Consider the following 12,149-nt stretch of genomic DNA (forward strand, 5'->3'; position numbering starts at 1 on the left):
GGTCCCGACCGGGAAAGCAGAGGTCCGCCCGCCCTATGGAACTGACGTCCCCCAACCGCGACATCGCCCTCGTCTTCGGCGGCGGCAACGCGCTCGGCGCCTACCATGCCGGCGCCTTCGAGGTTCTGCAGGCCCGCGGCATCCGGCCGGACTGGCTGGTGGGCGCCTCGATGGGGGCGGTCACCGGGGCGATCATCGCCGGCAACGCGCCGGAGGACCGGATCGAGCGGCTCCACCGGTTCTGGAACGAGGCGACCCTGCATACGGGCCTCTCCGGCACCGACCTCCTGAAGCCGCGCCAGTACTACAACGCCCTGCACTCGCTCCTGACGCTGGCCTGGGGACGGCCCAGCATCTTCACGCACCGCTATCCCGGCCTGTGGTCGGCACTGCCATGGGTGCCCAACGACGTCGCCCTGTTCGATCATCGGCCCCTGCGCGATACGCTGGAGCGGCTCGTTGATTTCGAGCGCCTGAACCGGGCCGAGATCCGGCTCACGATCGCCTGCATCGACGTGGCGACCGGCGAGGAGGTCTATTTCGACAACACCCGCCAGGCGATCCGGCCCGAGCATGTCCTGGCGAGCGCGGCCCTGCTGCCGGCCTTCCCGCCGGTCGAGGTGGACGGGCGCCTGCTGTGTGATGCCGGCTACACCAACAACCTGCCGCTCGACCCGCTGTTCGAGCCCGAGCCGACCCGCGATCGGCTCTGCATCGCCCTCGACCTGTTCTCCCTGCGGGCCGATCCGCCGCGCTCGCTCGACGCGGTGCTGGAGCGGGCCAACGACCTCATCTTCGCCAGCGCCGCCCGGCGCGCGGTCGCCGGTCTCGCGCGCAGCTATGCCCTGCGCGAGCGGCTCGATCCGGACGGGCCGGTCGCGACGCTGCTGCACCTCGTCTACCGGGCCGGCGCCGACCAGCTCGCATCGAAGAGCTTCGACTTCTCGCCCTCCTCGATCCGCGACCGCTGGCAGGCGGGCGCCGGCGACATGGAGCGGGGACTCGGTCGGCTCGCGGCCCAGCCGCCTGCGCGGGGACGCTTCCGCTACGAGTGCCCATGATGGCGCGGCCACCGCGCGTGCCGAGAGGCGCCGGCCGATTCATCCGCTCGACCGCCCGGGACGGTGGCCGCTCGATCGACGTCGCGGCAAGCCCGCGCGGCGCTCGAACGGAGGCCGAATCCACCACCCCGACCGGTGCGGCGCGTCGCAGGATGGCCGGAGCCTCACGCTCCGCTTCTCGGCGCGACGTTCCGGAAGTCGAGCTGCGTCCGTCGCTTCAGATCTCGATCCGGCCGCCTCCCGGCGTGCTCCCCGCATCGAGTGCCACGCTCTTCACGATGGCGAAGACCGGGCGCCCGACCGTGAGCCCCAGGTCGCGGGCGGAGGCGCGGGTCAGGCGGGCGGCGAGGGTCGCCTCTCCGCAGGTCACCTCGACGAGGCAGGCCGTCCCCTCCTCGCGCAGGGTGGCGACGTGGCCCGGCAGGACGTTGCGGGCGCTCAGATCCTCGGGCCGCGCGAGCGCCAGCAGCACGTCGCGGGCGGGCACCCGCAGATTGAGGCGGCGTCCCTCGGGGGCGTCGATCAGCGGCAGATCGAGGGGGCCGGCCGGGCCGGTCAGGCGCGTCAGCCCGGTTTCGGGATCATGGTGCTCGACCCGCATGGCGAGCACGCTGCCGGCTTCCGCGCCGTCGGGGATCAGGTCCGGCCGGCGCAGCACGGCATCGACCGGGCCGCTGGCCGCCACGCGGCCGGCCTCCAGCACCACCACGGTGGAGGCGAGGCGGGCCACCTCCGCCACCGAGTGGCTGACATAGACGACGGGCAGGCCCGCCTCGTCGCGCAGCCGCTCGATATAGGGCAGGATCTCGCGCTTGCGGGCCTCGTCGAGCGCCGAGAGCGGCTCGTCCATCAGCAGCAGCCTCGGGCGCGCGAGCAGCGCCCGGCCGATCGCCACCCGCTGCCGCTCGCCCCCCGACAGGCCGGCGGGTCGCCGTTCCAGCAGCGGAGCGATCCCGAGGAGATCGGCCACCGCATCGAGGCTCGGGCCCCCCGTGCCGCGGGCGAAGAAGCGGCCGAAGCGCAGGTTCTGCCGTACGCTGAGATGCGGCATCAGCCGCGCCTCCTGGAACACGCAGCCGATCCGCCGCCGATGCACCGGCACGCGGATGCCGCGCTCCGTGTCGAGCAGCACCGTGCCGTCGGCGACGATGCGTCCGCGCTGCGGCTGGATCAGTCCGGCGATAAGGTCGATCACCGTGGTCTTGCCCGAGCCCGAGCGCCCGAACAGGGCGGTGAGCCCGTCGCCCGCGCTGAAGGCGACGTCGAGCGCGAACCCGTCGCGGCGGAGGGAAACGTCGACGTCGATGGTCATGCAGCCTCGGTCCGAACCCGTGCGGCCGGCTTCTCAGCAAAAACGGTGCGGAGACAAGAGGCTCGATGTGCGGCCTGCCGCGTTGTCGGCGCAGGATCGAAAAAGGCGCACGATGATCACCGTTCACCATCTGGAGAACAGCCGCTCGCAGCGGGTGCTGTGGCTGCTCGAGGAACTCGGGCTCGACTACACCGTGAAGCGCTACGCTCGGGAACCCGCGACGATGCTGGCGCCGCGCGCGCTGCGGGCGGTGCATCCGCTGGGCAAGTCGCCGGTGATCGAGGCCGATGGGCGGGTGGTGGCGGAGACCGGTGCCATCGTGGAATTCCTCACCGCCCGCGCCGACGGCGCGCTGGTGCCGCCGCCCGCCACGCCGGAGCGGGACCGCTACACCTACTTTCTGCACTACGCGGAGGGCTCGGCGATGCCGCCGCTCCTGCTCAAACTGGTATTCTCGCAGCTCGCTCCGCGAAGCCCCGCCCTGCTGCGCCCGCTGGTGCGAGCGATCGCGGCCCGGGTGACGGGCGGCTTCGTCGATCCGGAGCTGCGCCGCCACGCCGCCTATTGGGAGGCGGAATTGGCCGAACGGCCGTATTTCTGCGGCGACGCCTTCACCGCCGCCGACATCATGATGAGCTTCCCGCTGGAGGCGTTCGCCGCCCGCGGCACCGGCGCGGGGCCGCGGGTAACGGATTGGCTGGCGCGCCTCCACGCACGGCCCGCCTACGCACGGGCGCTGGAGCGGGGCGGGCCCTACGCCTACGCGTGAGGCGTCGGGGCCGCCGATGACGACACCCGCCGGCCTCCTCCGCGAAGGCACGTTCGGTGGGGATCGCGGGCCCTGAGACCGGTCTTCGCCCCGCGCCGATCCCCGAGATCCGGCCTCGGTCGATCCGACGGTCCCGACTTGATGCGAACACGTTGTCCGCAGCAAGGAGCTGTGGCCCGCCTCCGATCACCTGCTCATCTTGTTGTTCGATGACGGCACCGCTCCGACTGCATCGATGATCGTCTCGCTCGACCCGCTTCAACAGCCGACGCAGATATCTTTCATAAGGAAACTATCCTTGAACTGAGGTGCTGTGTTCTGTGCGGCCTCGCCACGCGTCTGCGTGTCCACGGCGCGCGGGCGTGGCATCACCCGCCCGGTCGGCGCGGTATATGGCGCTGTTATCGTCGTCTCCGGGCCGCCGCCTGTTCCGGTCCGGGCCGGCTGATTCATGGCATGTGCCGCCGTATTCGAGAGCAGGCAGCCCAAACCGACGAGCGCGATCTTGAGAAATTTCGTTTCGGTCACGCATCGCCTCCCGTGCTGATGTGGAGTTGATTTTTGCGGAAATAGAATATCTATGCTGTATTATTGAATAAGAAAATATAATTCTTGCATATTTGGTGCTTATTCAGAAAACGTTTTGCATTTAATGCTTTAATTATCTTATAAATATTATTTTATCGACGCTTACGATCTTATAATATTTCAATAAAATCAACGCGTCCCGGGGAGATAACAAATCAATGGGTTCGCTCGACGTCCGCCACTTTGGTAGCTCTTTGCATGGCCAATGGAGCCGGTCATATCCTGGGTTGGATTTCCGCCCGAGTGTTTCACGACGATGTCGCAGTAGGCCCGATTGGGATCGGATGCGCTGCGGAGGTCCATCGTGCGCCGCGCCGTGGCCGAGGTCGGATGAAGGGCACCTGCCGTCGCGACAAGCATTGCGAGGGCATAGGTCAATCCGCGAGGCAACAAATCTCTCCTGACTTACAGAGAAAAGCCCAGACATGAGGCACATTGCTCAAATATACGTCTGGTTTCTTGAGCCAAGTGCGAAATAACACATCAGAAATAATGCAATAAAAATTGGCAAAGCCTAAATTTTTGCACGGATTAAAACTGAGATTTGATCGTATGGTCTATCCCGAAGGGAGGGATCGATCCGACTATACGATAGGGGCCGCTTGGATGCGGAGAGTCTGCGCATCGGGCGCCGAGGGCGCGTCGCGCAGGCTCGATCCGGTCCCGGCGCGTGACCACGCACCACCTTCGCCCGTGTCGCGCACGGTCGGGGCGGATGGCTCGACGCTCCGCAACCAAGGCCGTCGCCGGGATTGCACCGTTCGAATTCGTTGTTCCGCAAACCTTCGAGCGCCTGCCGAGCGCGGAAGGCCCGCGTCGATATCGGCGTCTCCGCGATGCACGGGCGTGGCCGTTTCGAGAATTGAGAGAAAGGGGCGACATCCCGGTCGACCGGCCGCGGTGGCTGTCGCCCTGCCGATCGGCAGGCGGTCCTCGGCTGTCCCTACCGCCCTGCCCCGATCCGCCGGCTCATGCGCCGCGCCAGCGCCTCCGAGGCTACCAGCGCCAGCATCGAGACCGCGACCGAGATCAGGGTGAGGCGCAGCGCCCCCGCCTCCCCACCCGGCACCTGGGTCAGCGTGTAGATCGCCGAGGGCAGGGTCTGGGTCTCGCCGGGGATGTTGGAGACGAAGGTAATGGTCGCGCCGAACTCGCCCATCGCCTTGGCGAAGGCGAGCACCGCGCCCGCCAGGATTCCGGGCAGGCTGAGCGGCAGGGTCACGCTGAGGAACACCAGGGGTGGGGCCGCGCCGAGGGTCGCCGCCGCCTGTTCGAGCCGGCGATCCACCGCCTCGATCGACAGGCGCATCGCCCGCACCATCAGCGGGAAGCCCATCACCGCGCAGGCGAGCGCCGCGCCAGTCCAGCGGAACGAGAACACGACGCCGATCTCGGCGAGCCACGCGCCGAACACTCCGCGCCGGCCGAAGGCGAGCAGCAGCAGGTAGCCCGTCACCACAGGCGGCAGGATCAGCGGCAGGTGGACCAGGCCGTCGAGCAGGGCGTGGCCGGGAAACCGCCGCCGCGCCAGCAGCCACGCCGCCAGCAGACCCAACGGCAGGCTCGCCAGCGTCGCCACGGAGGCGATGCGCAGGGAAAGCAGGAGGGCGGTCGTCTCGTCGGGGCTGAGGCCGAGCCAGTCCGCGAGACCGCTCACGGCGCCCTCTCCGCCGGAAGGCACGCGCTCATGGGCCGAGCCTCGCCCTCACCGGCCGAGTTCTGAGAACGCCCGCCTCATGGCACATGCCTCAAGGCACTTGTTCATGGCCCGCCTCACAGGCCGGCGGCGGCCTTGAGGGCCGCGTTGATGCGGTCCTGCCAGCCGGGCCCGTCCTTCTGGAAATGCTCCAGCACCGCGCGGTCGATGCGAAGGGAGACGGTCTCACGCGTGCCGGGGATCACCGGTGCCCGGACCACCTCCGGTGCGGCCTCGGGAGTCTTGCGCGTCACCGCCCGGAAGGCGGCCTCGGCCGCTTGGCGCGGGTCGCTCGGGCGACGGGTACGATCGATGGCCATGGGTTCAGGCCGTCGCCTTCTTGCGGCCGCGCTTGGGCGCGGGCGGGTTGGCGGCCCGCTCCGCGGCCTCCTCGGCTTCCTTGGCGAGACGCAGGGCCCGCAGGCGCACGGTGCGCTCGTCCACGGCCTTCACCGCGGCCAGATGCTCGGCCATGGCCTGCTGCCCTTCGCGGGCCATGCGCTCGGCCCGCTCGGCGCGCTCCGCTGCGCGGGTCTTGGCGTCGATGTCGTCGCTCATAAAAAATCTTTCGGCGAGAACTCGCGCCGCGTGAAATCCCGGCGGCGGCGCGCGGCGTCCCGACGCGGATGGGATCGGGCGTGGGACGGCGAAAAACCCCGAGCGGGACCGTCGAGGATTCCTGCCTTCGGACTTAGCACGAAAGCGCCGGCAAAGACCAATTCGGCCGGAGCAGAGCCGGTTTTCCCCCGCTCTTCGCGCCCCCGCTCGAATCGGGAGCGCGATCCCGCCGAGACGTTACCCCGCTGACCTGCCCTGCCCCGTTCAATCCCGGTCCGCTCGCCGCAGCGACCAGTGCAGGACACCCTGCGCATCGACGAGCCAGAGGGCATTCGCCCGCTCGTCCTTGGTCGAGAGATCCTGCGCGTTGGCGAGGCGGACGGCCTCGTTCGGATGGTCTGCGGTGATCGTCTCCTCGAACAGCGGCGGTCCGATCTGGCCGTCCGCCGTCCGGTGGGCGCCCCTGAGAACGAAAACCGGCATGCCTGTCTCCCCCATCCTCCCGACCGACGCTGCATAACCTCGGCCGCACCACTGGTCACGCCGAAATGGTGCGCGCGCCGGACCCGCCGCCCCGAGGGCGGGGACGCCGACCGGCGGGCCGAACGTCAGGGGGGAGCCGGTTCGGGGCTGCGCTGCCCCTGCAGGCGGGCGATGGCCGCCGTGGCTTGGCCGGCCAGGGCTTCGAGGCGCGACACCGTCGCGGTATCGAGCCAGACCATGGCACACCAGTAGGCGCCGAGCGCGGCCACCGGCTCGGGCGCGCCGATCGGAACCATCACGAGGCTTCGGATCGCCTTGAAGGCGTAGGCGCTGGTCGGGATGCGCGGATCGCTGCCGATATCCGGAATGACGGCCGTCTCCCGGTTCTGCATCGCCCAGCCGGAGACGCAGGTATCGAGCGGGAAGCGGCGTCCCTTCCAAAGCGGCTCGATCGCGTCCTCGGCGACGTAGGCGCAGACGTCGTCCTCGCGCAGCACGACGGCGATGCCGTCGGAGCCCGCGATCCAGCGGCCGGTCCGCGTCAGGATGGACACGACGTCCTCGAGGGAGCCGGCCTCGGCCATGAGCTCGGCGGTCCGCGCCAGCTGCGGGTCGGCCTGGAAACGCTCCTCAAACATGAATGCAGCGTACGGGTTTTGCCGCGGCGCGTACAGGCCGCCGCTCGCGCGCGCGGTCGTCGCGAGCCGATCCGCAGGGGGCTGCAGAGACAGCCATCGCCGCCGTCTCGGACTACGAGCCCGTCGGCAGCCCGGGGCAGCGCCGCCACCGGCCGAAGGCCGAACGGTCCGGGCTCCGGCGCGATTGCCGCCGCGCCGCGAGCACGAGGTAGACGAGGGAGGCAAGGTGTCCCGCGCCCACCGCCGCCGCCGCGCCGCTGACGCCGCCGGCGCGCATCAGCGGGACCACGACAGCGACCGAAACGACCATGCTCACGCACAGCGATTCGAACAGCACGCGGGTGTTCTGCTTGGCGCGAAAATAGTTGGCTGTGAGATCCCGGGCGAGCACGATCACGACGCTGACCGAGAGGATGCGAAGGCAGTTGGCGTAGGCCGCGTATTCCGCGCCGAAGATCAGCCGCAGCCACATCTCGCCGGGAACGGCGAGAACCGCCAGGATCGCGACGATCGGCACGCCGAGCTTCACGCTCGTGCGCAGCAGGTAAGCGCGCAGGGCCGCCTCCCCGCCCTCCGCATGGGCGCGCGCCGCGGCCACCGGCAGGACGTTCTCCGTGGCGGACAGCAGCAGAAGCACCGTCCCGACGAGGTACTGCGCCGCCCGCAGGCCGCCGAGTTCCTCGAGGCCGAGGGTCGAGCCCGCGACCAGCCAGATCAGCTGCTCCTGCACGAAGGTGACGAAGACGATGGGCAGGAGCCAGCGCGCGAGCGGGATGTGGCGCCGGGTGACGGCGCCGGTCTGCACGCAGCCGGGCCAGCGCAGGATCGGCCGTCCGAACGCGACGACGAAGGGAAGGCAGGTGGCGAACGAGGTTGCGGCGAGCAGCCAGACGAAGCCGTTGCCGCCGATGACGTCGTGCTCCAGCCAGATCAGCGCGGCGACGAAGGGGAAGCTCGCGGCGCGGGCGAAATCCATCAGCAGGGCCTGCATCCCCCGGCCCTTGGCGAACAGCAGGCGGCGCAGGGTGAACTGAAGGTTCTGCGCCAGCATCAGGGCGCAGGCCGCTAGGAGCGTCTCGCCCGACATTCCGGCGATCAGGAGGGCGACCACGACGAAGAGGGCCCCGGGCACCGAGAGCAGGAAGGCGCCCGCGAGGATGGTCGCGGCATAGGCCGTCGACACGCCGCTGCGGGCGCCGACGAGGGTCATCATCGGTGCCGTGATGAGGGCGTTGTGCAGCGCCTGGGCGAAGCTGAGCACGATCAGGATCATCGCGAAATGCCCGAACTCGGCGATCCCGAGGAGCCGGGCGGCGACGATGCCGCTGACGAAGCCGAAGCCGCTGACGACGCCCTGGTCGGCCAGGGCCACGAGCGCGGCCGGCGGATGCCGGACGAGGCCGGCGGCGCGCCGGAGCAGGTCGGTCGGCCGGCGGAACGCGGTCGGAGCTTTGGTCAACGCGGATCTCCTGCTCAGCGCGTGGCCAGGATGGCCGTCGCGGCGCGGCGCACCGACCGGGTCCGGCTGAAGAGCCAGAGTGGGTTGGCCGCGACGGCGTTGCGGCAGATGCCGCGCTTGAATTCGTAGACGCCCGGATTACCGGCCGGGTCGATGCCGCCGAGATCGAGTACCGAGGCTCCCTCGCGCTGGGCCCGCTCGATCAGGCGCCAGAGTGCGAGGCGCCCGGCGCCTGTGACCTTGGCCCGGTCGTTCGAGGCGACGTAGAAATCCGTCCAGCGATGCAAGGTGCGGTGGATGATCCGCACCAGGATCGGCTCGCCCCGCTCCCGGACCTCGAGGAACAGGAGGCTCGGTTCGTGGGCGGCCAGATCGCGGAAGGCCGCCGGGTCGAGACTGTTGCGGAAGCCCTTGCGCCGTTTCAGGGCGGCATACAGGCCGCTGAAGGTCTCGAAGGCGGACAGGCGCTCGGCCGGCCCCGTCGGGAAGCCGGTGGTGAGGTCTGGGTTGCCCTCGGCGGCCTTGAGCACGTCGCGCCAGCGGCCCTCCATGCCGGCACGGATCCGCTCCGCCTCTCGGGTCAGGTCAAGCTCCAGGGTGTGGGTCCGGGTGGTGACGACCGGAGCGAAGCCGTGGCCGAGCAGGGCGAGCATCGCCGCCGGCGTTTGGAATTGCTGGTAGTTGACGCCGAGCAGGTCGAGGCGGCCGAGCTCGAGATGGTCGAGGAAGGCGCGGAACACCGTCTCCGCCCGCCGCGCCCCGAGCGGCGTCAGAATCGGGCAGCCCTGTGCCAGAACGACGTGGCCGAGCCAGCGGCGTCGGCGCTGGATCTGAGCGAAGCCGAGCGCCTGCCCGTCGTCTGAGCGGATCGCGAGCCGCCTCACATCCCAGCCGATGCGGCGCTTGTACTCGCCCCACCCGCGCGACGCGTAGATGCTGGCGCCCGGATGCTGCCAGATCGCCTCGTCCCAATCGGGATCGTCCGTCAGATCGACGACCGTCGCTTGACCCACTCTACCGATCCTTCACGTGCCCGATGTCCCAAGCCGGGACGATCCATGGCCCGCCCGCTTCCTCTCAGCAAGCGTCGAGCCACGGCGCTGGTACCAATAATGAAACCAATAAGACAGATTAACCACGGTATTCCGGGATTAATTGTACAGGTGCCCTCAGAACATTTTCGTGATAGGCGAATGGTTCGGAGGTGGGCGGCCGGATGAAGCATTGGGTCAAATCGACGTTGCGCCGCGCGCCGGGCATGCGCGCGCTCGCCCTGCGCGGCGCCGCTCTGTTCAAGTCGCTGGCCCGCGCCGAGGCCGGCCTGTACACCTTGTGCTACCATCAGGTGCCGGAAGCCCAGCAGGATCAGTTCGCCGCGCAACTGCGCCATCTCGGCCGGCACGGAGACTTCATCGACGCCGACAGCGCCATCGACCGGCTCGCCGCGGGATGGCCGGCCGGTGAGCGTGCCTTCCTGATCACCTTCGACGACGGCTATGCCGACACCTTCGAGGTGGCGCGGCCCGTTCTGAACGCCCTCGGCGTTCCGGGCATCGTCTTCCTGGTCAGCGACTGGATCGATGCGCCGCCGTCGGTCCCGCCGGGACTCGATCGGGTGACGTCCCTCTCCCCGAGCGGGCGCCTGTACATGAACCGGTCCGAGGTGATGGCCTGGTGCGCCGACGGCCTCGACGTCGGATCCCACACCGCCACCCATCACCGCCTGAGCCGGCTCGACCGCGATCGGGTCGCCGACGAGATCGCCCGCTCCCGGCGCGACCTCGCCGCCATCACCGGACGGGAGATCCGCCATTTCGCCTGCCCCTGGGGCGTGGCCATCCACGATTTCGACCCCGGGCGCGACCCGGCGCTGGCCCTGGAGAGCGGCTACCACACGTTCTTCACCACGCGGCGCGGCCGGGCGCTGAGCGCCGCCGATCTTCCGATGCTGCCCCGTCACGTGGTCGAGCCGCATTGGCCGGTCTCGGACTTCGAGGCCCTGATGGGCGGCCGCAGGACGGGATGGCGGTCGACGGGCACGGCGATGGGAACGGCAAAGGGAACGGCTTGAGAAGATTTCCGATCTATCGCTGGTGATCGGCGCGGCACCGGTTCGGGCCGGCAAATCCCGACCCGAGGTCCCCGACCATGCCAGCCGGAGCGAGGCCTCCCGACATCGCCCCCGATGCCTCCGATCCGCGCCCGGTCGTCGTCGTGACCGGGGCGCTCGCGCCCTACACCCACGTCCTCTACGAAGGTCTGGCGGAGCGTCTGGCGGAGCGTGACGGACGCGCCCTGCACGTCCTGTCCTGCACGCCGCGCGAGCGGGCGCGGCAATGGGTGATGCCGCCGCCGCGCCTCTACCGCCACGCGGTGCTGCCGGGCTTGCGCTGGCACCGCTCCTCGATCCGCAACCTCTACGTCAACCCGGCGGTGGTGCCGCGGCTCGCCGCGCTTCGGCCGGTGGCACTCGTGCTCAACGACTTCTCGCCGACCATGCTGTTCGCGAGCGCAGCGGCGCGCCTGCGGCGCATCCCCACCCTGATCCGCACCGACGGGGTGCCCGAGACCGATCCGGGGCGGCGCTCTGCCCCGCATCGCTGGCTGCGCCGTGCCATCGTCTCCGGGGCCGTCGCCGGGATCGGGCCGAGCGAGGGCAGCGGCGCCGTGCTCGCCCGATACGGCTTGCCGCCCGAACGGTTCGTCCTCAGCCCGCTCTTCCCGGCCTGGACGCCACCTGCCCCGCCGCCGCCCGATTCCGCGCGGCGCTACGACCTTCTTTTCTGCGGCATGCTGAACGAGGAGGTGAAGGGCGCCCGCTTCTTCACCGACGTGGTGCTCGGCTGCCGTGAGCGCGGAAGGCCCCTGTCGGTCCGGATCGCGGGCGATGGGCCGCTGCGGGCGGAGATGGAGGCGCGTTTCGCGCAGGCCGGCCTCGCCGCCCGGTTCGACGGCTTCCTCGGCCAGGAGGCGCTGCCCGAGGTCTATGCCTCGGCAAGGCTCTTCCTGTTTCCGAGCCGCGGCGACGTGTGGGGGATCGTCGTGCAGGAGGCGCTCCAGAGCGGGACACCGGTACTGGCCTCGCCCCATTCCGGCGCGGCCCGCAGCCTGCTCGAAGCCCATGGCTGCGGCGCGGTGCGGCCGATGGTCGTGGCGGATTGGGTCACGGCGACCCTGCGGCTCCTCGACGACGAGCCCCTTCGTGGTGACTTGCGGCGCGCGGCCGAACGCGCGCTCCCAAGCTTCACGGCGGAGGCGGCCGTCGCGGGATATCTCGACGTCCTTGAGCCGTTTCTGCACGGACGTCCGTGAGTTGGTCTCCGCCTGCCTCGGCGGAGGCCATATCGAAGCTTGAAATCGTCGAGCCCATGGCGCGCGCGGCACGAGTAAACCGACTCCGTGCTCAAAAAGATGCATAAATTACATTCGTGATATTTTTGCTACATCGGCCTGGAAGGTAAAACTCGGCAATTTAGCCGTTGAGAATTTGTCTTGCCTCGGAACTTTGTCCTGCACGAATGTGGTGTTGCGGTTCACCCCTTCCCCGCATGTATCGGCCCAGCCTCCATCTCACGATGAAAGCTC

General features: G+C 69.5%; 13 protein-coding genes. 4 read left to right on the forward strand and 9 right to left on the reverse strand.

Annotation, left to right across the window (positions count from 1 at the left end; translation table 11 throughout):
• The first annotated feature begins 35 nt into the window (after positions 1-35).
• Positions 36-1,061 carry a patatin-like phospholipase family protein gene (locus tag MPPM_RS24915; RefSeq protein ID WP_096487365.1) on the forward strand — a complete coding sequence of 342 codons (1,026 nt, stop codon included), beginning with the start codon at positions 36-38 and terminating at the stop codon, positions 1,059-1,061.
• A gap of 217 nt (positions 1,062-1,278) precedes the next feature.
• On the opposite strand, the gene modC is transcribed toward MPPM_RS24915, so the two are convergent.
• Positions 1,279-2,373: a molybdenum ABC transporter ATP-binding protein gene (gene modC / locus MPPM_RS24920; protein WP_096487366.1), complete on the reverse strand. Its 1,095-nt coding sequence runs from the start codon at positions 2,371-2,373 to the stop codon at positions 1,279-1,281.
• A 112-nt stretch (positions 2,374-2,485) separates the two neighbouring features.
• On the opposite strand from modC, the gene MPPM_RS24925 reads away from it, so the two are divergent.
• Positions 2,486-3,142, forward strand: a complete 657-nt coding sequence (locus tag MPPM_RS24925; protein ID WP_096487367.1) for a glutathione S-transferase — start codon at positions 2,486-2,488, stop codon at positions 3,140-3,142.
• 258 nt (positions 3,143-3,400) lie between these two features.
• Here the strand turns inward: MPPM_RS24925 and MPPM_RS24930 are convergent, their stop codons facing one another.
• The 8 genes from MPPM_RS24930 to MPPM_RS24970 all read right to left on the reverse strand — a co-directional run bounded on the left by MPPM_RS24930 (position 3,401) and on the right by MPPM_RS24970 (position 9,577).
• Entirely contained in the window at positions 3,401-3,670 is a 270-nt protein-coding gene (locus tag MPPM_RS24930; RefSeq protein ID WP_096487368.1) for a hypothetical protein, read from the reverse strand.
• Positions 3,671-4,673: 1,003 nt separating this feature from the next.
• Positions 4,674-5,387, reverse strand: coding sequence for a molybdate ABC transporter permease subunit (gene modB, locus MPPM_RS24940; protein WP_096487369.1), 714 nt, complete (start codon positions 5,385-5,387; stop codon positions 4,674-4,676).
• 116 nt (positions 5,388-5,503) lie between these two features.
• Positions 5,504-5,746: a BrnA antitoxin family protein gene (locus MPPM_RS24945; RefSeq protein ID WP_096487370.1), complete on the reverse strand. Its 243-nt coding sequence runs from the start codon at positions 5,744-5,746 to the stop codon at positions 5,504-5,506.
• Between the two features lie 4 nt (positions 5,747-5,750).
• Entirely contained in the window at positions 5,751-5,984 is a 234-nt protein-coding gene (locus MPPM_RS24950; protein WP_003605770.1) for a hypothetical protein, read from the reverse strand.
• A gap of 264 nt (positions 5,985-6,248) precedes the next feature.
• On the reverse strand, positions 6,249-6,467 hold the full coding sequence (locus MPPM_RS24955) for a hypothetical protein (RefSeq protein ID WP_017483517.1): 219 nt from the start codon (positions 6,465-6,467) through the stop codon (positions 6,249-6,251).
• A 125-nt stretch (positions 6,468-6,592) separates the two neighbouring features.
• The gene (locus MPPM_RS24960) at positions 6,593-7,105 is read right to left on the reverse strand and encodes a GAF domain-containing protein (protein ID WP_096487371.1); all 513 of its coding nucleotides are present in this window, start codon (positions 7,103-7,105) and stop codon (positions 6,593-6,595) included.
• A gap of 112 nt (positions 7,106-7,217) precedes the next feature.
• The gene (locus MPPM_RS24965; protein WP_096487372.1) at positions 7,218-8,564 is read right to left on the reverse strand and encodes a lipopolysaccharide biosynthesis protein; all 1,347 of its coding nucleotides are present in this window, start codon (positions 8,562-8,564) and stop codon (positions 7,218-7,220) included.
• Between the two features lie 14 nt (positions 8,565-8,578).
• Positions 8,579-9,577 (reverse strand): GNAT family N-acetyltransferase, encoded by a 999-nt coding sequence (locus MPPM_RS24970; RefSeq protein WP_096487373.1) that lies wholly within the window; start codon positions 9,575-9,577, stop codon positions 8,579-8,581.
• 203 nt (positions 9,578-9,780) lie between these two features.
• On the opposite strand from MPPM_RS24970, the gene MPPM_RS24975 reads away from it, so the two are divergent.
• Both MPPM_RS24975 and MPPM_RS24980 read left to right on the forward strand, forming a co-directional pair.
• Positions 9,781-10,635 (forward strand): polysaccharide deacetylase family protein, encoded by an 855-nt coding sequence (locus MPPM_RS24975; protein WP_096487374.1) that lies wholly within the window; start codon positions 9,781-9,783, stop codon positions 10,633-10,635.
• A gap of 77 nt (positions 10,636-10,712) precedes the next feature.
• Positions 10,713-11,876, forward strand: a complete 1,164-nt coding sequence (locus MPPM_RS24980) for a glycosyltransferase family 4 protein (RefSeq protein ID WP_096487375.1) — start codon at positions 10,713-10,715, stop codon at positions 11,874-11,876.
• The last annotated feature ends 273 nt before the right edge of the window (positions 11,877-12,149 follow it).

Source organism: Methylorubrum populi, from assembly GCF_002355515.1.
Classification (GTDB): domain Bacteria; phylum Pseudomonadota; class Alphaproteobacteria; order Rhizobiales; family Beijerinckiaceae; genus Methylobacterium; species Methylobacterium populi_A.